This is a genomic window from Mesorhizobium comanense (assembly GCF_005503535.1).
Lineage (GTDB): Bacteria > Pseudomonadota > Alphaproteobacteria > Rhizobiales > Rhizobiaceae > Mesorhizobium > Mesorhizobium comanense.
Genome location: NZ_SCNN01000011.1, coordinates 56,427 through 77,151 on the forward strand (window position 1 = coordinate 56,427; position 20,725 = coordinate 77,151).

Here is a 20,725-nt window from a genome sequence, read left to right on the forward strand (position 1 = left end):
CATTCCGTCCCGGCTTCTACGGGCCTGGACGCAAGGCCTCCTGGGCAAGATGTGGCTTGATCCTCCCCCACAACCCAAGAATTCCATCCGGCGAGACGAAGACGATCACCAGGAACACCATGCCGATCAGCGTGTTGAAACGCTCGGCGCCAACGATGTCGATGGCGAAGGTCTGCATCAGGACGACGACGAGCGCGCCGAGAAACGGCCCGATCGGATGACGAATGCCACCGATGACGGCAATGATCAGCACGTCGATCGCCGCATCGACTCCGATGGTGCCGGGCGACACGCGGCCGTTGAACCAGACCAGCAGCACGCCCGCCAGTCCGGCGATGACGCCGGCGAGCAGCCAGGCGAAGACCTTGTGCGCGGTGACGTGATAGCCCAATGCGCGCATGCGGCGCGGATTGTCGCGGATCGCCTGCAAGGTCATGCCGAAGGTCGAGCGTGAGCCGTAGAGCACCGCCGCGTAGGACAGCACCGCCAAACCGAGGCACAGATAGTAGAAAGGCTTCGCGTCACGCCAGCTGATGCCCCAGAAGGCCGGCGCGCGAATGCCGGCGTAGCCGGAGTGGCCGTTGAAGATGGCGTAGTTCTGCTGCGCGAAATAGTAGGTCGCGGTGGCGATCGCCAGCGTGATCATGATGGTGTAGATGCCCTCGGTGCGCACCGAGATCCAGCCTATCAGCGCCGATGCCAGCGCGGCGGCCAGCACAGCAAAAGGCACCGCCAACCACCATGGCCAGCCGAAGCCCAGCACATTGGAATTGTTGTTGCCGAGGATGGCGATGGCATAGGCTGATATGCCGGCGACCGTGATCTGCGCCAGGCTGACCATGCCGCCATAGCCGGCGAGCAGCATCAGCGAGAGGCCGAGCATGCCGAAGATCAGCGAATAGCCGCCGATCTGGGTCAGGAAGAAATCCGATGCCACCAAGGGATAAAGCACGAGCGCCGTGCCAAGGATGATGTGGCCAGCGCCAAGCTTCTCCAGCCAGTTCTGCTGCGTTGCGCCGGGGGTGGAGATGGCGAGGCTCATCTTGCCTTCCCCATGATGCCCTGCGGCCGGATCGCCAGCGTCACCACCATGATGACGAAGGTCAGCACGATGCCGTAGGTCGGGAAATAGACGAGGCCGATCTGCTCGGCCAGCCCGATCAGCAGCGCGCCGATGGCGGCGCCCGTAATCGAGCCCATGCCGCCGACAATGACCACGACCAGGGAGGCCAGGAGATAACGTACGTCCTCGCCGGGCGCGACGGACAGCGCCGAACCGCCGACGACACCAGCAAAGCCGGCAAGCCCGGCGCCGACGGCAAAGACGATGGCGAACACCGCGTGCACGTTGACGCCCGAGGCCTGCAGCATGGCGCGGTCGTCGACGCCGGCGCGGATCATCATGCCGACACGGGTCTTGTGCAGCATCAGCCAGAGGCCGACGCCGATCACGATCGCCGCCGCCAGCACGACGACGCGGTAGAGCGGATAGGTGAGGAAGACCGAAGCGCCATTGGAGCGCACGGCAGTGATGACCGGCAAGGTCAGTGCGCCGTCCAGCCATTCCGGCGTTGATATCTGGTAGGTGCCGCCGGCCCACACCGCCAGCATCAGGTCCGCGGCGACGATCGAAATGCCGATCGAAACAAGGGTCTGGCGCAGATCATCCCCCTCCAGGCGCCGGAAGACGAAGACCTGCATGATGACGCCGACGATGGCCAGCACGGCAAAACCGGCGGCGACGCCAAGCAGCCAGTAGCCGGTGCGGTTGGTCACCTCGTAGCCGATATAGGCGCCGAGCAGGTAGAGCGAGCCATGCGCCAGATTGACGTTGCGCATCAGGCCGAAGATCAAGGTGAAGCCGCTGGCGACGAGGAAATAGAGGCCGGCCAGCGTGATGCCGTTGAGGATGGCGCTGACGAAGGCTTTCTTCGAGATCAGGATCGCGTTCAGCCAATCCGGCCACGCGGCGAAAACCAGCCATGCCAGGACGGCGGCGGCAAGCAGACCGGCGAGACCCCAGGCCTGCCTGAGTGTCATGCCGCCGCTTGAGAGCGCCTGAGATGGCCGGTCGAGCAGGCTCATGCAGTCAGCCGCCGGCGCTGCTCGTTCATGCGCGGAGCCTTGTGGAACTTGCCGTCCTTCATGATGGCGAGGATGCGGTTCTTGTCCTGCAGGATGCGCACGTCGGAGATCGGGTCGCCATCGATCAAGAGGATATCGGCGAGGTAGCCTTCCTTGATCAGGCCGAGCTCGTCGCCCATGCCCATGATCTGGCCGCCATACTTCGTGCCGGCCTGGATGGCCTCCATGGGCGAGAAGCCTAGCATCTCGACGAAGGTCTGGATGTCCTTGGCATTGGTGCCTTGCGGCGTCCAGGCAAAGCCGTAGTCGCCGCCGATCAGGACGCGGATGCCGCGACGGTGCATCTTCTTCATCGTGTCGATGCACATTTCGAGCTCGCGCTCATATTCGAGCGACAGCGGGGAGCCGGGCTTGATGCCCCATTGCTCGGCATGGCGCGCGGTGTTGATCAGCCAGGCAATGCCGGGCGCGACGAAGTGCTTGTCCTTGACCGCCTCGAGCATATCAAGCGCTTCCTCGTCGGCGAAGGAGGCGTGGTAGATGTTCTGGATTCCGTGGCGCACGCACTGCTTGACCGAACCGGACGAGCGGGCATGCGCCGACAGCACCTTGTTGCGGCAGCGCGCCTCGGAGGCGGCCATGGCGACCTCCTCTTCCGACATCGGCGTCTCCTCCGCACCCATGCCGGTGATGCTCTCGCCGGACAGATTGAGCTTGATGGAATCGACGCCGTATTTGATCAGCTGGCGCACCGTGCGGCGGATTTCCTCCGGACCGGAAACGACGAGGCCTAGGTTCAACCCCTCATGCGGAATGTGCGATGGCGAGGAATCGCCGAGGCCGCCGACCGTGGTGATCTCGGGTCCGGCCGCGAGATAGCGAGGGCCGGGAAAGCGCCCCTGGTTGATGAATTTCTTGGCCACGACATCGAGGCGCGGCTTGGCGGCGGCGGCACCGCGGCCGGCGGTGAAGCCGGCGTCCAGCACCAGCTTGGCCATCTCCATGGTGACCAGCATGTGCTCCTCGACCTCCATCATCTGGATGGGGTCGATGCCGGGCGCATTGTTCCAGGACAGATGCAGGTGCGCGTCGATCATGCCGGGCATCAGCGTCGCGCCCATGCCGTCGATCACCGTTGCGCCACCGCTGTAGGAGGAGGACGACGAACCGTAGCGGGACGAGCCCTTGGTGATCTGCTTGATGCGGTTGCCCTGCACCAGCACCTCGCCGGTATAGGGATATTCACCCGTGGCATCGAGCACGCGCACATTGGTGAACAGCGTGCCGCCCGAACCGTTTCCGTTCCAGCTGTCGTCTGCCATCACAAGCCTCCCAACTTGCCGAGCGCACGAGTTCTACGCTCGATCAAAATTCCTCACCTATCAACCCGTCTCAAAAAATCGACCAGCTTCTGGCTGCTTTCGCGCGGGCTCTCCACCGTCGCCCAGTGTCCGCACCGATCGAGCGAAGAGAATACGGCTCCCTTGATCCTGTCGGCAAGCGCCTGTGCGACGCCGGGCGGATTGACGGTATCGGCATCGCCGGTGACCAGCAGCGTCGGCGCCGAGATTTTCCTGGCATCGACCGCCGTCGCCTTCGCCAACGCCTCGCAGGTGCGGGCATAGGATTCAGGATCCTGCCTGGTGATCGATTCCCGCACGAAGGCGACGGCCGCCGCGGAGGTCTCCCTTGTGTGCGCGGAAATCGCGTTGGCGACGATCTGGTCGGCTATCTCAGACATGCCGCCCGAACGCGCCAGCCGGGCGCGGTTGCCAAGACCCTGGCGTGTTGCTTCCGCCGGCTCGGCCAGAGCGCCGAACAGCGTCAGCGACCTGACCAGCGCGGGCTGCGTGGCGGCGATCTGCTGGCACACGATGGTGCCCATCGAATGGCCGACGAAGTGCGCGCCACCGACCCCCATGCCAGCCATGGCACGGATGACGGCCTCGCTCATCCCTTCAATGGTGAGCGGCTCGATCGGGCGCGGCGAACGGCCCGAGCCCGGCAGGTCGAGCCGGATGACACGGTGGCCAGACAGGGCCGCCATCTGCGGCTGGTACATGTTGGACGTGCCGCCGAGACCATGGATCATCACGACGGCGGCACCCTCGCCGACGGTTTCGGCGACCACATTGCCAACTGTCACGGTGGTCATGGCGCGTGCTCCGCGAAGCGGTTTTCCAGCGTGCCGATGCCGTCGATCTCGATACGCACGACGTCGCCGGCTTTCAGGTATTTCGGCGGATCGAAGCCGATACCGACGCCGACCGGCGTGCCGGTGGCGATGATGTCACCGGGCTTCAGCGTGATGCCCTGCGACAGCGTGGCGATGATGGTCGGGATGTCGAAGATCAGCAGCGCGATGCGGGAATCCTGGCGCAGATCCTCGTTGACGAAACACCTGATGCCGGCGGTCGCAAGGTCGAGTTCGTCCCTGGTCACCGCCCATGGGCCCATCGGGCAGAACGTGTCCTGAGACTTGCCGATCAGCCATTGGCTGTACTTGCCTTGCAGGTCGCGCGCGGTGACATCGTTGACGATGGTGTAGCCCCAGACATGGTCGAGCGCGTTCTCCTTGGAGATGCCGCGCCCACCCTTGCCGATGATGACGGCCAGTTCGGCTTCGTAATCGATGGCCGTCGAGACGGAGGGATCGATCAGCACGCTGGCATGGTTGGCGACCACCGATTCAGGCACTTTGGAAAAGATGATCGGGTGCTTGGGGATCGCGCCGGCACCGGCGCTGGAATCGAAGCCCGAGCGGGCGAACTCATGCGCGTGCTCGTGATAGTTCTTGCCAACGCAGAAAATGTTGCGGCGCGGCTGCGGGATCGGCGCCTCGACCTCCACCTGCGCCAAGGGGATCGGCGACAAGGTCCGGGGAATACCCGCGCCATTGCGCTCGATCAGCGCAAGGATTCCCGAACGCGCCTGCTCGACAGGAAAATCGAAAGGTGCGACCGTCTGGGCGTCGAGATCGACAAGGCCAACGCGACGTTCGCCTGCGATCGAGAAAGTCGCGACCCGCATCCAGTTCCTCCCTGAACCAATATTGAGCCAATTCTTCGCTCTTTTGTTACACGCTAGCGCCGATTGGTTTAGGCCGCAAGGGGGAATCTGAACTGAGCATACCGAAAAGAATTCGTGGCGAGCCCGCAAACGGCACGCTAGCATGAACCAGCCCGGCGATGGACTGTGATGCCGGAAGCTGCTATCAATGGTTTAATATTGGATCAGATAAAAGCGACCCAAATGCCGAAGCTTGTCGCCAGCGACATCGCCACCGCGCTGAAGAAGCGAATATCTTCCGGCGAGTGGGTCGAGAATGGCCGCATCCCGCCGGAGCGCGACCTGGCGAGCGAATTCGGCGTGGCGCGCAACACGATGCGGCGCGCCGTGTCCTTCCTCGAGGATGATGGCACCGTGGTGCGCCATGTCGGGCGCGGCACCTTCCTGACCGCCGCCAATCCGGCCTCGATGGCGGCCGTCGTCGGCCGGATGGAGGGCACCAGCCCTGCCGACATGATGGAGATCAGGCAATTGCTGGAACCGGCCGCGGCCTCCTTCGCCGCCACCAACGCCAGCGCCATGGAACTCAACGCCGTGCGCGAGGCGCACAGGATCGCCTCGGAATCGCAGGACATGCCGACCTTCGAGCACTGGGACGCGGAGTTTCACCACCGCATCTTCGCCTGCTCGCGCAACGAGTTCCTGAAAGAGATCCACAATCTGATGCGCATCCTGCGCAATCAGGCGCCGTGGTTCGAGATGAAGAAGCGCTCCTTTTCGGAGGAACGCCGCTCCATCTATTGCGAGGAGCATCAGGCGGTTCTCGACGCGCTGCTGCGCCGCGATCCGGAGAGCGCCAGCCAAGCCATGCTGGCGCATCTCAAGACCGTCCAGCGCAATCTGCTGGGACGGTAGAGCGGAATCCCGAAAAGCGGGAACCGGTTTTCGGGAAAGATCACGCTCCGGCACGGGGTCCAGGACCGGAAAGGCGTGAGGGCCACGCCTCCCCGGCACCAGATATCACTCGCCGCGCATCGTCGCCTGGAAGGTCGGCAGATGCTTCTTTTGCGCTTCCAGCATGCGCTCGCGGTAGACGCCGTAGATGACGTCGGTGTCGTGCAGCGTCACGCCGGCAATGGTCGGCGAGGCAAAGACCGGCAGTTCGATGCCGCGCTTGGCGAGCTGCTCGGCGGTGCGCGCGATCAGCTCGTGGGCCATGATCATGGCGAGCACGGTCGAGGAGCCGGAGACCGGACGGCTCCAGCCCTCGACCGGGACGATCGCGTCCTCGATCGGCGAGCAGGTGTCGATGACGAGGTCGGCGGCATCGGCCAGCCGCTTGCCGGAGGAATGCGTGGCAGGCTTGTCGAGATTGTTCTTGCTGGTGACGGCGACGACGAAGATACCGCGCTTCTTGGCATAGAGGGCGGTGTCGATGCCGGACGCGTTGCGGCCGCTATGGCCGAAGATGATGATGGAATCGCCCTTGTTGAGCGGCTGATGGTCGAGGAATTTCTCGGCGTATTTCTCGGTCCGCTCCAGCCACAGCAATTCGCGCACGCCGCCGGCGCCCAGCACATTGTGCCACATCACGCGCGGGTCGGTCAGCGGATTGAAGCCGACATAGCTGCCGTAGCGCGGGAACACCTCCTGCACCGGCAGCACCGAATGGCCGGAACCGAAGAGATGGACGAGGCCGCCCCCTTGCAGCGAGTCGGCGAAGCGGCTGGCCGCCTGGCCGAAGGCCTCTTCGTTGGTTTTCGCGGCCTTGTCGATGAGAGCGGCAAGGCGATGGATATAGAGATCGGACACGTGGATACTCCTGTTTTCAAGTGTCTGCCTGGGAGGGTGGATCAGCTTCGCGGGTTCAGCGGCACGCGTCCGGCGCGCAGCGTCGAGCGGATTTCGTAGCGGTCGCCGCGCATGATGGAGACGGTGAATTCGAACGGGCCGCGCTCGTCGGTGGTGATGCGCTCGACGATGAAGGCGGGACTGCCGGCGGGCAGGTCGAGCAACTCGGCATCGGCGGCGCCGACGGCGCCGACGCGGTAGTTTTCCCGTGCCGCCACCGGCACGATGCCGTAATGGCGCTCCAGCGCCTCGTAGAGCGAGCCCTGCAGCAAGCCTGCGTCGAGGAAACCCGGGACGCGCGCGGCGGAAAGCTGTGCCGTCTGGATGCCGATCGGCTCGCTGTTGCCGAGCCGCAGGCGCCGGATGCGCACGACCGGGTCGCCCTCCTCGATCTCCAGCGCGCCGGCGGCCGCCGCATTGGCCGTGGTCAGGCTGCAATCGAGCAGCCGCGAGCCGGCGACGACGCCCATATTGCCCATTTCCTGGGTGAAGCTGGTCAGTTCGCGCGTTCCCGCCACGAGCGTGGTGGAGCGCACGAAGGTGCCGCGGCCGTGCTCGCGGCGCAGCAGGCCGCCTTCCTCCAGATTGCGCAAGGCGTGGCGCAGCGTGATGCGGCTGACGCCGAACAGGGCACACAGGCGATCCTCCGCCGGGATCTGGTCGCCGGTCGCCCACTCGCCGCTCTTGACGATGGCGCGGATCGCTTCCTCCACCTGGTACCAGAGCGGTTCGGGTCGTCTGCGGTCCGGTTGCTGAAAGCTCGCCTGGCTCATCGCACCTGTCTCCACTTTTCTCCCGCGCGGCCGGCCAGTGCCGCGCCGGCAAGCCCCGCCCCCGCGCCGAAGCGGCCGGACCGGATCTCAACGCCGCGCAAATGCGACGGCAGTTGGCGCCGCAGCGCCGCCAGCAATGGCGGCCGCATCACGTCGAGCGCCTCGGCCAGTCCTCCCGACACCAGCACCGCCTGCGGATCGAGCAGCGCCACCGCGCCGGCAAGCGCGGTGCCGAGCTGGCGCGCTGGCACTTCGAGCAAGGTCAGCGCGGCCAGTTCGCCGGCATGTGCCGCCGCGATCAGCTGGCGGCCGCCGGCGAGCCCGATCCGGCCGGCAAGCGCGTCGAGCGCCCGGCCCGAAGCCATCCGCTCCAGCCAGCCGCTGCGCTCCTCGCCATCGTCCTTGATGTCGGCGCAGGCCCAGCCGAAGGAACAGGCGCCGCCCTGCGCACCGGCAACGATGCGGCCATTGGCCAGCACTGCGGAGCCGATGCCGGTGCCGATCGCCAGCAGGATCGCGTCGGACATGCCTTTCGCGCTGCCTTCGACGGCTTCGGCCAGCAACGCGATCTGCGCGTCATTGCCGAGCGCGATGGGCAGGTCCGGAAACAGGGCCTGGAGATCGACGCCGTCGAGGAAAGGCAGGTTCGGAATCCAGCGGCAGACAGGGCCCTCGACCAGGCCCGGCACCGCGATGCCGAGCGCATCGACCGTTCCGGCCTCCGCGCGTAGAGCGTTGATGCGGGCAACGAAGGCGTCGAGGCCGGCTGGAGCCGGCTCCCGGTTCGGCATTTCCAGGGCAGCGATGTCGCCGGTGAAGATAGCGGCGCGCAGATTGGTGCCGCCGAGATCGATGGCCAGAACCCGCGTCATCGGCTGGATCCTTTGCCGGCCGGCGGCGCGAACAGGCCGCTGCCGGCGTTCCAGGAATGCGAAGCCGCCGCGAAAGCCTGGGCGTGGCGCGTGCCACGCAGGCAGCCGCGCAACCGGTAGAGCGCGCTGTAATAGTCGACATAGGGAAAGCTGCTCAGCCCCCGCGCCAGCTCGTACTCCCGAACCGCCTCGGTCCAGGCATCGAAACCATCACTGACATCGACGAGATGCTCGGGGCGGAAGCCGTCATCATCTTCCCAGTTTTCGCCGAACAGCAGCAGGGACGGCGTGTGCGCGGCGTGGTCGCGGGCAATGGTCGGCAGAGCGGCGAAGAAGATGCCTGTCTGCGTCAGATGGGCGGCGGCACGATGGTCCTTGTGCCAGCTGCCATGCCAGTGGGTTATGACCACCTCCGGTTTCAGCTCGCGGACGACATCGCAGACCTTCAACGCCGTCTCGTCGTCGGAAGGCAGGAAGGCGTCATGCAGGCCGAGGCTTCGCAGCGTCACTCCAAGGCGCCCGGCCGCCCTGCCCGCTTCCTCTTCCTTCTGCACGCAGTAATGCGCGGGGACGAGACAGGGATGGCCCTGCTCGCCCATGGTCAGATGCAGGAAGGTGACCGAGGCGCCGCGCTTGACGGCAGCGGCCGCAAGCGGTCCCGCGATGACCTCGGCATCGAAGGCATGCGCGCCGACGACCAGGATGGAGCTTGCGGCGTAGACCTTGTCCTCGATCATTTCATGCCTCCCTGGGCGCCGACGCCCTCGCGAATCTGGCGGGCGAGCAGACAATACATGATCAGGATCGGCGCCATGGAGATGGCCAGCGAGGCGAAGACCAGGCCCCAGTCGGTACGGAACTGGCCGACGAAGACGCTGATCGCCAGCGGCACGGTCTTGTAGCGGTCGTCGAAGATGAAGATCAGCGGGAAGAAGAAATCGTTCCAGACGGCGATGGCCGTGAAGATGGCGACGATCGACACCGCCGGCTTCACCATGGGCAGGATGATCTGGAACAGGATACGGACTTCGCCGGCGCCGTCCATGCGCGCCGCCTCGTCGAGCTCGGAGGGCAGCACGCGCATGAAATTGGCGAAGATGAAGACGGCGAAGGGAATGCGGATGGCCGAGTAGACCAGGATCAGCCCGGTCAGCGAATCCAGGAGGCCAAGATTGCGCATCAGCGTGAACAATTCGACCGATGCCAGCCGGATCGGCAGCATGATGCCGGACAGGAAAAGGCCGAGCATGATGGCATTCCAGCCGAGCCGGTAGCGGCTGAGGGGATAGGCGGCCATGGCCGAGACGACGATGGTCAGGGTGACGGCACCGCCGGTGACGATCAGGCTGTTCAAGAAGTTGTGGCCGAGATCGGCGCGCGTCCAGGCGTTGACGAAATTGTCGAAGGCAAAGCGCGCCGGCAGGCCGAGCCGGTTGTCGTAGATCTCGGCGGTGGTCTTGAAGCAGGAGACAACGAGAATGTAGAGCGGCAAGAGCACCGCCGCCGTCCACACGACCAGCACGATCCAGCCCGGCAGCCGGGCAAGCTGCCGCGACAGGGCGGGCCTGTTGGGGATTGCCAGCGCGCTCATAGCTGCACCGTGCGGCGGTCGAAGAAGCGCAGCATCAGCAGCGTGCCGATGCTCAGGATCAGGAACAGCATAGTGCCCAGCGCCAGCGCCAGGCCAATGTCGGTGATGCCGACGGCGCCCTCCGCGCCGAAGGCGAGCCGGTAGAAATAAGTCACCAGCGTGTCGGTCGCGTAGCTCGGATTGCCCTGCACGCCCTGCATGACATAGACGATGTCGAACTGGTTGAAGGTGTTGATGAAGGACAGCGTGGTCAGCGTGCCCAGCGCCGGCATCAGCAACGGCAGCGCAACGGAGAACAGCATGCGCGCATTGCCGGCACCGTCGAGCCTGGCGGCCTCGAAGATCTGGCCCGATATCTGGCGCAGGCCCGCCGTGTAGATCAGCACCGGCAGGCCCATCCAGTTCCAGGCGTCGACGGCGATCAGCACCCAGAGCGCGGTGTGGCTGTTGCCGAGCACGGTCAGGCTGCCCTGGTGCAGGCCGAGCCCGTTGAGCGCCCATTCGACAACGCCGCCCGGCGCCAGCAGCAGGCGCCAGAGCGCGCCGACGATGACCGGGCTCAGCACCGCCGGGAAGAAGAACACCGACTGGAAGAAGGCTGCTCCCCTGTCGCGCAGGAACAGCAGCCAGGCGAACAGGAGCCCGATGCCATTCTGGAAGAGCATGATGCCGAAGAACCAGGAGGCGTTGTGCCACAGCGCGCCGTAGAGCCTGGCATCGCTTGGGAAAACGAAGAGACGGGCAAAATTCGACAGGCCGGCGAATTCGCCCATGCGCAGCCCCTTCCAGAGGAAGAAGCTGCCCCACAGCGACATCGCCAGGGGATAGAGGACGAAGAGCGCGTAGACCGCCAGCGCCGGCAGGATGAAAAGCACGGCCATGCGCTGCTGCGTGCGCTTCAGGCTGCTTGTGCGGCTGAGGTTGGCCATGCGGTGTTCTGTCCGGCGAAGGGCCGGCCGCGATGCGGCCGGCCCGGGCTTGCTACTGCTTGGGCTTGAACCAGGTGGCGACGGCGGCCTGCATGTCGGCCGCCAGCTTCTCCGGCGCGATGTTGCCTTCGACCATGTCGATGATTTCCGACTGCAGCACCGAGGAGGCGGTGGGCGACTGCCAGCGGAAGCCGACCAGCGTCAGGTAGGGCGTCGAGTTCTTCGACATCTCCATCATCTCGGCCAGCACCGGATCCTTCACCGTCACGTCGGTGCGCGCCGGCGGCCAGCCGAGTTCGTCGGCGAACATCTGCGCGAATTCGGCCGAGGCCATGAAGTTCAATACCTTGGTGGCGGCTTCCTTGTTGGCGCTCTCCGAGACGAGGCCATAGGAACCATCCGAAAAGGCCGAGGTGTAGACCTTCGCGCCGGCGTCATCGCCGGGGAACGGGAAGATCGAGAATTTCAGCTTCGGGTTCTGCGCCTTGAAGCTGCCGTTCTCGAACGAGCCGCCGAGGAACATCGCCGCCTTGCCGCCGATGAACTGCTGCGTGGCGGTGGTGTAGTCGATGCCGGCGAAGCCGTCCGGGAAATAAGGCTTCAGTTCGGCGAAGCGTTTCAGCGCCGCGACATAGCGCGGGTCCTCGAAAGTCGCTTTGCCCGTCATCATCTCGTCGTAGAAATCAGGACCGTAAACGGTCGGGCCGACGACGCCGACGCCGATCTCCAGCTCCCAGGCCGAACCGTTGGCGCCGCCGGTGGCGATCGGCGTGATGCCGGCCGCCTTCAGCTTGTCGCAGGCGGTGACGAAATCCTTGTAGGTCTTCGGAATGCCGATGCCTTGCGCCGCGAAGATATCCTGGTTGTAGAAGACGCCCATCATCGGCACCGAATAGGGCACGCCGTAGACCTTGCCGTCGGTGCGGCCGCGCGCGCCGCCAAGGGCGGCGTCCGGCATGTTCTTCAGTTCCGGCACGCTGTCGTCGAGCACGTCGAGATAGCCTGCATCGACGAAAGGCTGCAATTCGCCATAGGCCTTGAGCTGGGCGATGTCAGGTCCGCGCCCGCCACGCAGCGCCGTGCTCAGCCGGTTCTGGTAGTCGGCATCGGGCGTGAACTGGATGTTGACCTTGATGCCCGGGTTCTTGGCTTCGAAGGCATCGAAGATGCGGCGCATCGCGGCCTCGTCCTCGGTGCGCCAACTCCACAGCGTCACCGTGCTGTCGGCCCTTGCAGGCAAGGTTGTGAAGGCCCCGGCGAAAGCAGCGGCCAGGCCGCCGATCAGGCCAAGCGCCGCGCGACGGTGAAGTGAAAGCATGCTCATTGCCAGTCTCCCATTGTTTTCTGTGCTTGGCGTCCCGCGCCGCGTCGGCGTGGCGGGAGAGTCATTCGCTCGGAATAGTCATTATAACGACATAGCAGCATTCGCAATAGGTCTGATGCGACTCCAGAGTGGCGACAGCAGGGGAGAAGCGGCAGCTGAAAGTGTATAAAATATTGTTTTTCAACGATAAATCCTTCTGTCTCGACGAATGAAGAAATCTGAAATCCTTCTATAGGACGGATTTTCTCCAACAGGCCCTTGCGCCATCACCTGAACTTGTCATAACGTCATTGTGATCGATAGGCCCGAGGGAGGATGAGGAATGTCGTTTGCCTGGACTTCGAAACTGGCGTTGGCCGCGAGCCTTGCCATCCTGCCCGTCACGAGTTGGGCGCAAGCGGTCAACATTTCCTACCTGACTCACTGGTCGCCCGAGACCGTCGCGCTGCTGGAAGCCGCCGCGAAGGATTATGCCAAGACCAATCCGGATGTGAGCGTGACCGTGCGCGCCGTCCCCTTCGGCGATCTTCTGACCACGCTTCGCTCCCAGGGCGGCGGTTCGGACGGTCCTACGATCGGCGGCATCTACGACCTATGGCTGCCGGAGCTTGCCCGTGACAAGCTGGTCGCTCCAGCTCCCGACGCTGTCGCCTCGGAGGTGAAAGCCTCATGGCCGGCGGGTGTCGCCAGCGCGGCCTCGGTCGGCGGCAAGCTCTACGGCATTCCCAACGAGATCGACGTCTACGCGCTGAACTACAACAAGGCGCTGTTCAAGCAGGCCGGCATCGCGGCGGCGCCGAAGACCTGGGACGAGTTCAAGGACGCGGCGAAGAAACTGACCAACAAGGACGCCGGCCAGCAGGGGTTCGGCATGATCAACAGCTGGGCCGCCGGCGTCGTCCACCCCTTCGCCTCGCTGCTGGTTTCCAATGGCGGCGAGCTGGTCAGGGACGGCAAGCCGGCGCTCGACAGCAAGCAGGCCGGCGAGACCTTCGAGCTCTACGAGGAGCTCATCAAGTCCGGAGCCAGCGTGCCGGCCATGGCCACGGCCGACGCCAACACCACGGGCCCCTTCCTCGACAATTTCGTCTCCGGCAAGACCGGCATGATCATCATGGCCAACTGGTGGGAGAGCGCGCTGAGGACCGGCATGGGCGACAAGTTCGCCGACATCGCCACGGCGCCGATCCCGGTCGGCCCGAGCGGCGACAAGCCGCATTCGATCTCCTATTCCTGGATGACGGTGGTCAACGCCAATGCGGGAGAAGCCGAGCAGAAAGCCGCCTGGGATTTCCTCGCCTGGCTGAACAATCCGAAGTCCGGCAAGAACGGTGCTTCCGCCATGTCGGACATATTGATGTCGATGGGCATCCTGCCCTCGCGCACCTCCGACATCGAGGCGCACAAGGACAAGCTCGGCTCGGACTTCCTGTCGGGCTATGTCAGCGTGCTCGCCGACGCCAAGCCCTTCCCGGTCGTGCCGGGCGGACAGGAATTCTCCGAATCCCTGCAGCAGACGCTCGAGGCGTTGCAGTATGGCCAGGTCTCGGCCAAGGATGTGCAGGCGACGGCGCAGGCCGACGCCACTTCGATCCTGGAGCGCGCCGCCAAATAATGATTCAGAGGTACCGTGCCTCGGCGGGCATCATGCTGGCGCCCGCCGTGACGCTGATCGGCATCTTCATCCTTGTGCCGATGATGCTCACAGTCTGGCTGTCCTTCCAGGACTGGTCGACGCAGACGCCGTTTGCCAGCGCCTCGTTCATCGGGCTCGACAATTTCCGCGAGATCTTCGGGCCGACCTCGATCGGGCGCGACTTCAAGGCAGCGCTCGCCAACACCGCCATCTACACCGCGCTTTCCGTAGTCCTCATCCTGCCGCTGTCGGTGGCGTTCGGGCTGATGGTCTACCAGCATGACGTGCCCGGCGGCACCGCGCTACGCACCGCGCTGTTCTCCACCTACATGGTGCCGATGATTGCGGTCGCCCTGGTCTGGTCGAAGCTCTACGCGCCCGGAGAAGGGCCGCTCAACCAGATGCTCGGCATCATCGGCATCGGCCCACAGCCCTTTCTGTCGTCGCCGCGCTCGGCGCTGATCTCGATCGTCTTCCTCAACGTCTGGCAACAGGTCGGCTATTTCACCGTGCTGGCGATCGCCGGGCTGACGCAGATCCCCGGCAGCCTCTACGAGGCAGCCAAGCTTGACGGCGCCAACCGCTTCGAGCAGTTCCGCTTCATCACCCTGCCGCTGATGCGGCGCACGCTTTTGTTCAGTGCCGTCATCGCCATCATCAATGCGGTGCAGGTGTTCGAGCCGGTAGCATTGATCACGCAAGGCGGGCCGGTCGGCTCGACCAGTGTGCTGACCTACCACATCCGCCGCGTCGGCATCGAGCGCGCGCAGGGCGGGCTGGGCTCGGCCATGGCCGTCATGCTGATGCTGTCCTTGATCGTCGTGGTCTGCGCGCTGTTCGCGCTCGCCAACCGGAAGGACCAGGAATGAGCGCCGGCAAGCTTTCAGGTTCATCGAGCCGCCTGCAGCGCAGGCGTCCATCCGGGCGCAAGGCGTTGCTCGCCACGCTGATGCTGGTCGTGGCCGTCGCCTCGGCCTTCCCGCTGGTTTGGATGGTGCTCTCCAGTCTCAAGACGCCGGCCGAGAGCATGCAGGTGCCGCCGGTCTGGATACCGCACACGCCGAGCCTCGATGCCTATGAGAAGGTGTCAAGCGTGGTTAATGTAGGCCGCTCGATGTGGAACTCCCTGGTCATCGCCTCGATCACCACCGCAGGCATCCTGATCACCAGCATGATGGCAGGCTACGCCTTCGCCAAATACCACTTCCCGGGCCGCTCGCTTCTGTTCTCGGCGCTGATCGCCACCATGTTCCTGCCGCCGATCGTGACGCTGATCCCGCTCTACCGCCTGGTCGGTTCCATCGGCCTCAATGCCAGCCTCGCCGGCATCATCGTGCCCAACCTCGCCAACGCCTTCGGCATCTTCCTGATGCGGCAGTTCATAGCGGGCGTTCCGGACGATCTGATCGACGCCGCCCGCATGGACGGGGCGTCCGAACTGCTGATCCTCTACAAGATCGTGGCGCCCAGCGTCGCTCCGGCCATCGCGGCGCTGGCGCTGTTCGCCTTCGTCTATCACTGGAACAGCTATCTGTGGCCGCTCACCGTGCTGCAGGGCAATGCCGACGCCTATCCGATCGTCATCAGCCTCAGCCGTCTGCTCAGCTACAACAGGGGTGCGATGAATACCGGCCTGGTGATGGCCGGCGCCACGCTGGCCGTTCTGCCGCCGCTCATCCTCTTCGTCTTCCTTCAGCGCTTCTTCGTCGATTCCATCGTCGGCTCGGCGATCAAGGGATAGAGCAATTCCGGGAAGAGTGTCGCGCGGTTTTCCCTAGGGAAGTGCGTCATCGAATGAAACCCTACCAGGGCAGGCCGACATAATTCTCGGCGAGCGCCGTCGAGGCCGCGCGCGACTGCACGAGATAGTCGAGCTCGGCCTCCTGGATGCGCTGGCCGAAGTCGCCCGTATCGGGGAAGCGGTGCAGCATGGTGGTCATCCACCAGGAAAAACGCACAGCCTTCCACACCCGCGCCAGCGCCTTGCCGGAATAGGCGTCGATGCCGGCCGGTGATTTCTCGGCGTAGAAGTCATGCAGGCCGGTGAAGAGATAGCGCACGTCGCTGGCGGCGAGGTTGAGGCCCTTGGCGCCGGTCGGCGGCACAATATGGGCGGCGTCGCCGACCAGGAACAGCCGGCCGAAGCGCATGGGCTCGGCGACGAAGGAACGCAGCGGCGCGATGGACTTCTCGAAGGAGGGCCCGGTGGTGACGCTTGCCGCTATCCGCTCCGGCAAGCGGCGGCGCAGTTCGTCCCAGAAGCGGTCGTCGGACCAAGCCTCGACACGGTCGTCCTGCGGGCACTGGACATAGTAGCGGCTGCGATGCGTCGAGCGCATCGAGCACAGCGCAAAGCCGCGCTCGTGGTTGGCGTAGACCAGCTCATGATCGGCGGGCGGCACCTCAGCCAGGACGCCCAGCCAGCCGAACGGATACTGCCGCTCGAAGGTCTTCAGCGCGCCGTCCGGAACGGATTTGCGGCTGACGCCATGATAGCCGTCGCAACCGGCGATGAAGTCGCAATCGACCCGGTGCGTGACGCCGTCCTTCTCGTAGGTGACGAACGGGTCGATGCCGTCGAAATCGTGCAGCGCGACATTGTCCGCTTCGTAAATCGTGGTCAGGCCGGCCGCATCGCGCCTGTCCATGAGATCATGGGTGACCTCGGTCTGGCCGTAGACGGTGACATGCCTGCCGCCGGTGAGCCCATCGAGGTCGATACGATGAAGCCTGTCCTTGAACGCCAGTGAAAAGCCGGCATGCGGCAGACCTTCGGCATGCAGCCTCGCCGCCGCCCCCGCCTGCTCGAGCAGTTCGACCGTGCCCTGCTCCAGCACCCCTGCCCGCACGCGGCCCAGCACATGCTCGCGGCTCGAGCGTTCCAGGATGATCGTCTCGACGCCGATGCCGGCCAGAAGCTGCCCGAGCAGCAGGCCGGAGGGCCCGGACCCGATGATGGCGACCTGCGTGCGCATCAGTGCCCCAGGCTCTCGATCTGCCCGGCAAGTTCGGCCGCGAGCCGCAGCGCGGCGGCGGTTGCCACCACCATCTGCGGCAACAGCAGCCATTCCAGCGTCCAGGCAGCACCGGAGCGTTCCTGCTCATGTATGAGCGCCTGGTGCATGCCGGAGAGTTGCGCGGCGTTGAAACGGGCAAGCGCCACCAGCGCCTCGGCCTTCACCGGGTTCTGCTTGTGCGGCATGGCCGATGAGCCGCCGCCGCCGGAAAGCGCGATGTCGGTGCCGCCCTGTGCCATCAGCGCGATGTCCTGGCCGAATTTGCCGAGACTGCCAGTTACCAATGACAGCCAACCGGCGAAGTCCGCGAGCGCATCGCGCTGGCTCTGCCATTGCGGCGCGTCGGCGAGGCCGAGTTTTGCGGCAAGCGCGGCGCGCACCGCTGGCCCCTTGCCGCCCTGCTTTTCCAGCGTGCCGGCGGCACCGCCGAATTGCACGACAAGCAGGCGCGAGGATTGTTCCGACAGCCTCTCCTGGTGCCGCTGCAGTGGCGCCCGCCACGATGTCACGCGATCCGAAACCTTGATCGGAATAGCCGGCTGCATGCGTGTCATGCCGGTCAGCGCCCTGTCCCCGAAGTGCTCTTCAAGCGAGGTAAGGCGAATGATGGTCTCGGTCAGCAGCAGGCTGACGTGCTCGACGGTCGCTTTCAGCCGAAGCACAAGGCTCGTGTCGATAACGTCCTGGCTGGTCGCGCCAAAGTGCACCTTGTCGCCGTGCGGTTCGCCGACCGCCACCCTGATCTGCCGCACCAGTTCCGGAACCGCGACGCCGTCCTTGGCGACGCCTGCCCTGAGCAAGGCGGTGTCCGGCCGGAACGAGGCCAGTGCCGTCACGATCGCTGCCGCGGCATCCCTGGCGATGATCCCGTTCTGGGCCTCCGCCTCCGCCAGCGCGCTCTCGAATTCAAGCATTGCATCGATTTCCGCCTCGACGGAGAAATGCCTCGATGCCTCCTCGTCGCCGAGGAGGGCCGAAAGCAGTGGATGATCGAAGGGTGATACGGTCATGTCACGGATCTCCTAGCTGTCGAAGAAGACCGTTTCCTTCTCCCCTTGGAGATGGACGTCGAAAATGTAGGTGTCGCCCTGGCGTTCGGCGATCAGCGTCGGCACACGGATACGGTGCTCGATGCGCGCTAGGATCGGATCCTCGGCATTGGCCTTTTCCTCATCCGAGAAATAGAGCCGCGTATGCAAACCGAGATTGATGCCGCGCGCAACGATCCACAACGTGATGTGCGGCGCCATCAGGCGGCCATCGGCTAAAGGCACACGGCCCGGCTTGATCGTCTCGAAGGCACAGACGCCCGTTTCCATATCGGTCGGGCAGCGGCCCCAGCCGAAAAAGTTCGGATCGGCCGCACCGCGCATCTCCGCCGGCGAGTTGTAAAGCCCGTCGGCATCCGCCTGCCAGATTTCGATCAGCGCGTCCCTGAGCGGCGAGCCGGTGCCGTCGAATACCCGGATCTTGAGACCGATGCGCTCGCCTTTCGTCTTGTCGTTGACCATGGTCGCACCGAGATCGGTGGCATAGACGCCGCCGATGCCACAAAAATTCGGCGTCAACCCGATATGGACGTAAGGTCCCGCGGTCTGCGAAGGGCTCTCCTTCAACCGGTCGAGCGACTGGGCCATCAATTGCCCTCCAGCCTGTTTTCGAACAGCGAGGAGCGGCGTCCGCGCAGCACGATGTCGAACTTGTAGGCAAGCGCATCCATCGGGATCGTCGCCTGCGTATCGAGGATCGCCGTCAGCGCTTCGATGGCCGCCCTGTCGGCGATGCCGCGCACGATCGGGCATTTCCAGATCAGCGGGTCGCCCTCGAAATACATCTGCGTGATCAGCCGCTGGGCGAAACCATGGCCGAACACCGAGAAATGGATATGCGCCGGGCGCCAGTCGTTGGGCCCGTTCGGCCAGGGATAAGGCCCGGGCTTGACGGTGCGGAACGCATAGAAACCGCCCTCGCCCGTGATGGTGCGGCCGCAGCCGCCGAAATTCGGGTCGAGCGGGGCAAGGTAGCCGTCCTTCTTGTGACGGTAGCGGCCGCCGGCATTGGCCTGCCAGAATTCGACGAGCACGCCGGACACGCCGACGCCACGCTCGTCGAGCACGCGCCCGTGGACGATGATGCGCTCGCCGATGGCACTTTCGCCCGGCCTGGCGAAATTGTGGATCAGATCGTTGTCGAGTTCGCCGAGCATCGCATGGCCGAAGACCGGGCCGGATATTTCCGACAGTGTGTTGTCGAACGACAGCAAAGCCTTCTGCGGCGAGCGCAGCACCGAACTCTTGTAGCCTGGCGTCAGCGCGGGCGGATGCCACGTCCGGTCGCGCTGGAAGAAGGCTCCGGTTTCGGGCGTCCGGTTGGAACCGGGATCAGAGGACATCCTTTGCTCCGTCCATTTCCGAAAACACCTCCTTGGCAACCCTGAAGGCGCTATTGGCCGCCGGCACGCCGGCATAGATTGCGACATGCAGGAAAGCTTCGCGAATGTCTTCGCGAGACGCACCCGTGTTGACCGTGGCGCGCAAATGCAGGGCCAGTTCCTCATGATGGCCAAGTGCTGCCAGCAGCGCCAGCGTGATCATCGAGCGCTCGCGCTTGCTGATGCCGGGACGTGCCCAAACAGTTCCCCACGCGGCCTCCGTGATCATTTCCTGGAAGGGCTGGTCGAAATCGGTGGCGGAGACCTCGGCCCGGTCGACATGCGGGTCGCCAAGCACGGAGCGCCGTACCGCGACGCCGGTGCGGTATCTGGTTGCGTTGGCGGGGACTTCATCCATGGGTTTCTGCTCCAGGGGAAAGCGATGCGAGGAAATCGCGGATCAGGGCGACGAGCGCCTCGGGCTGCTCGATACAGGGAATATGTCCGGCGCCGCGGATGATCTCGAAGCGGGCGCCGGGAATGAGGCCTGCCAGCGAGCGGACGAGATCCGGAGGCGTGGAGCCGTCCTGGTCGCCGACCACGCAAAGCGTCGGCACGGCGATATGGGTCGCGCTCACGGTGAAATCGGCATCGCGGACCGCCATGCAGCTGCCGATATAGCCTGACAGTTCCTGCCTGGTCAGCATGGTTCGGCAGCCGGCAAGGTCGGCCGCGCGGCCGGCATGAAAATCGGGCGTGAACCACACCTTCATCACGCCGTCGGCGATTGCCTCGATGCCGTCGCGCCCGACGGTCGCGATGCGGGCATTCCAGCTCTCGGCCGTCCCGATCCTGTGGGCCGTGTCGCTCAGGACGAGCGCCTCCACGATCTCAGGCCGGCGCGCATAGAGCCGCTGCGCGACCATGCCGCCGATCGAGAGGCCCACCAGCACGACCCTGCCCAAACCGAAATGGTCGATCAGGGCGCTCAGATCGTCGGCGTGATCGTCGATGGAGCGCACGCCGCTGCCCGTGCCGGACAGGCCATGGCCACGCTTGTCGTAGAGCAGCAGGGGCCGCTCGCCCGCCAGCCGCGCCACAACATCGTCCCAGATGCGGAAGTCAGTGCCGAGGGAATTGATTAAAACAAGCGGAACCGCCTTGCCGTTCGCATCGACATATCGGTGGTGCAGCGTGATGCCGCCAAGGGTGACGAATGACACGGTTATCGGTCCTCCAACTCCACATTGCACAAGGCATTTGGTTG

The 20,725-nt window shown here is 64.8% G+C and carries 22 protein-coding genes; 4 read left to right on the forward strand and 18 right to left on the reverse strand.

Annotated elements, in window-relative coordinates; translation table 11 throughout:
* Positions 1–16: 16 nt before the first annotated feature.
* From FFS37_RS19315 to FFS37_RS19335, 5 genes are read right to left on the reverse strand one after another with little or no spacing between them, the layout of a single operon-like run.
* The gene (locus FFS37_RS19315; protein WP_137932559.1) at positions 17–1,042 is read right to left on the reverse strand and encodes a branched-chain amino acid ABC transporter permease; all 1,026 of its coding nucleotides are present in this window, start codon (positions 1,040–1,042) and stop codon (positions 17–19) included.
* Positions 1,039–2,040, reverse strand: a complete 1,002-nt coding sequence (locus FFS37_RS19320; RefSeq protein ID WP_171026346.1) for a branched-chain amino acid ABC transporter permease — start codon at positions 2,038–2,040, stop codon at positions 1,039–1,041. The genes FFS37_RS19315 and FFS37_RS19320 overlap by 4 nt, the downstream gene beginning before the upstream one ends.
* A gap of 41 nt (positions 2,041–2,081) precedes the next feature.
* Positions 2,082–3,407: a metal-dependent hydrolase family protein gene (locus tag FFS37_RS19325; protein ID WP_137932561.1), complete on the reverse strand. Its 1,326-nt coding sequence runs from the start codon at positions 3,405–3,407 to the stop codon at positions 2,082–2,084.
* A 53-nt stretch (positions 3,408–3,460) separates the two neighbouring features.
* Positions 3,461–4,240, reverse strand: a complete 780-nt coding sequence (locus FFS37_RS19330; RefSeq protein WP_137932562.1) for an alpha/beta fold hydrolase — start codon at positions 4,238–4,240, stop codon at positions 3,461–3,463.
* A complete protein-coding gene (locus FFS37_RS19335) occupies positions 4,237–5,115 on the reverse strand; it encodes a fumarylacetoacetate hydrolase family protein (protein ID WP_137932563.1) in 879 nt (292 codons plus the stop codon). The genes FFS37_RS19330 and FFS37_RS19335 overlap by 4 nt, the downstream gene beginning before the upstream one ends.
* A gap of 222 nt (positions 5,116–5,337) precedes the next feature.
* Between FFS37_RS19335 and FFS37_RS19340 the strand changes: the two genes are divergently transcribed.
* Complete coding sequence (locus FFS37_RS19340) at positions 5,338–6,009, forward strand: FadR/GntR family transcriptional regulator (protein ID WP_137932564.1); 672 nt, start codon at positions 5,338–5,340, stop codon at positions 6,007–6,009.
* Positions 6,010–6,114: 105 nt separating this feature from the next.
* Here the strand turns inward: FFS37_RS19340 and FFS37_RS19345 are convergent, their stop codons facing one another.
* The 7 genes from FFS37_RS19345 to FFS37_RS19375 are packed head-to-tail and all read right to left on the reverse strand — an operon-like array spanning position 6,115 to position 12,434.
* Positions 6,115–6,906 (reverse strand): sugar isomerase domain-containing protein, encoded by a 792-nt coding sequence (locus FFS37_RS19345; protein ID WP_137932565.1) that lies wholly within the window; start codon positions 6,904–6,906, stop codon positions 6,115–6,117.
* A 41-nt stretch (positions 6,907–6,947) separates the two neighbouring features.
* On the reverse strand, positions 6,948–7,718 hold the full coding sequence (locus FFS37_RS19350) for a GntR family transcriptional regulator (protein WP_137932566.1): 771 nt from the start codon (positions 7,716–7,718) through the stop codon (positions 6,948–6,950).
* Positions 7,715–8,590 carry an ROK family protein gene (locus FFS37_RS19355; RefSeq protein ID WP_137932567.1) on the reverse strand — a complete coding sequence of 292 codons (876 nt, stop codon included), beginning with the start codon at positions 8,588–8,590 and terminating at the stop codon, positions 7,715–7,717. Before FFS37_RS19355 ends, FFS37_RS19350 begins: the two co-directional genes overlap by 4 nt.
* On the reverse strand, positions 8,587–9,327 hold the full coding sequence (locus tag FFS37_RS19360; protein WP_137932568.1) for a PIG-L deacetylase family protein: 741 nt from the start codon (positions 9,325–9,327) through the stop codon (positions 8,587–8,589). Before FFS37_RS19360 ends, FFS37_RS19355 begins: the two co-directional genes overlap by 4 nt.
* Positions 9,324–10,181: a carbohydrate ABC transporter permease gene (locus FFS37_RS19365; RefSeq protein ID WP_137932569.1), complete on the reverse strand. Its 858-nt coding sequence runs from the start codon at positions 10,179–10,181 to the stop codon at positions 9,324–9,326. Before FFS37_RS19365 ends, FFS37_RS19360 begins: the two co-directional genes overlap by 4 nt.
* Positions 10,178–11,110: a carbohydrate ABC transporter permease gene (locus FFS37_RS19370; protein WP_137932570.1), complete on the reverse strand. Its 933-nt coding sequence runs from the start codon at positions 11,108–11,110 to the stop codon at positions 10,178–10,180. Before FFS37_RS19370 ends, FFS37_RS19365 begins: the two co-directional genes overlap by 4 nt.
* A 52-nt stretch (positions 11,111–11,162) precedes the next feature.
* Complete coding sequence (locus FFS37_RS19375; protein ID WP_137932571.1) at positions 11,163–12,434, reverse strand: extracellular solute-binding protein; 1,272 nt, start codon at positions 12,432–12,434, stop codon at positions 11,163–11,165.
* Between the two features lie 322 nt (positions 12,435–12,756).
* Here FFS37_RS19375 and FFS37_RS19380 point away from each other — a divergent pair, with 322 nt between their 5' ends.
* The 3 genes from FFS37_RS19380 to FFS37_RS19390 are packed head-to-tail and all read left to right on the forward strand — an operon-like array spanning position 12,757 to position 15,811.
* On the forward strand, positions 12,757–14,049 hold the full coding sequence (locus FFS37_RS19380) for an ABC transporter substrate-binding protein (RefSeq protein WP_137932572.1): 1,293 nt from the start codon (positions 12,757–12,759) through the stop codon (positions 14,047–14,049).
* Positions 14,049–14,939, forward strand: coding sequence for a carbohydrate ABC transporter permease (locus tag FFS37_RS19385; RefSeq protein WP_137932573.1), 891 nt, complete (start codon positions 14,049–14,051; stop codon positions 14,937–14,939). Before FFS37_RS19380 ends, FFS37_RS19385 begins: the two co-directional genes overlap by 1 nt.
* Entirely contained in the window at positions 14,936–15,811 is an 876-nt protein-coding gene (locus FFS37_RS19390) for a carbohydrate ABC transporter permease (RefSeq protein ID WP_137932574.1), read from the forward strand. The genes FFS37_RS19385 and FFS37_RS19390 overlap by 4 nt, the downstream gene beginning before the upstream one ends.
* A gap of 61 nt (positions 15,812–15,872) precedes the next feature.
* Here FFS37_RS19390 and pobA read toward each other — a convergent pair whose 3' ends face one another.
* The 6 genes from pobA to pcaD are packed head-to-tail and all read right to left on the reverse strand — an operon-like array spanning position 15,873 to position 20,681.
* A complete protein-coding gene (gene pobA / locus FFS37_RS19395; RefSeq protein ID WP_137932575.1) occupies positions 15,873–17,045 on the reverse strand; it encodes a 4-hydroxybenzoate 3-monooxygenase in 1,173 nt (390 codons plus the stop codon).
* Positions 17,045–18,097, reverse strand: coding sequence for a 3-carboxy-cis,cis-muconate cycloisomerase (locus FFS37_RS19400; RefSeq protein ID WP_137932576.1), 1,053 nt, complete (start codon positions 18,095–18,097; stop codon positions 17,045–17,047). Before FFS37_RS19400 ends, pobA begins: the two co-directional genes overlap by 1 nt.
* 12 nt (positions 18,098–18,109) lie before the next feature.
* The gene (gene pcaG, locus FFS37_RS19405; protein WP_137932577.1) at positions 18,110–18,724 is read right to left on the reverse strand and encodes a protocatechuate 3,4-dioxygenase subunit alpha; all 615 of its coding nucleotides are present in this window, start codon (positions 18,722–18,724) and stop codon (positions 18,110–18,112) included.
* Complete coding sequence (pcaH, locus tag FFS37_RS19410; protein ID WP_137932578.1) at positions 18,724–19,479, reverse strand: protocatechuate 3,4-dioxygenase subunit beta; 756 nt, start codon at positions 19,477–19,479, stop codon at positions 18,724–18,726. Before pcaH ends, pcaG begins: the two co-directional genes overlap by 1 nt.
* On the reverse strand, positions 19,469–19,876 hold the full coding sequence (gene pcaC / locus FFS37_RS19415) for a 4-carboxymuconolactone decarboxylase (protein WP_137932579.1): 408 nt from the start codon (positions 19,874–19,876) through the stop codon (positions 19,469–19,471). The genes pcaH and pcaC overlap by 11 nt, the downstream gene beginning before the upstream one ends.
* Complete coding sequence (pcaD, locus tag FFS37_RS19420) at positions 19,869–20,681, reverse strand: 3-oxoadipate enol-lactonase (protein ID WP_137932580.1); 813 nt, start codon at positions 20,679–20,681, stop codon at positions 19,869–19,871. Before pcaD ends, pcaC begins: the two co-directional genes overlap by 8 nt.
* Between the last annotated feature and the right edge of the window lie 44 nt (positions 20,682–20,725).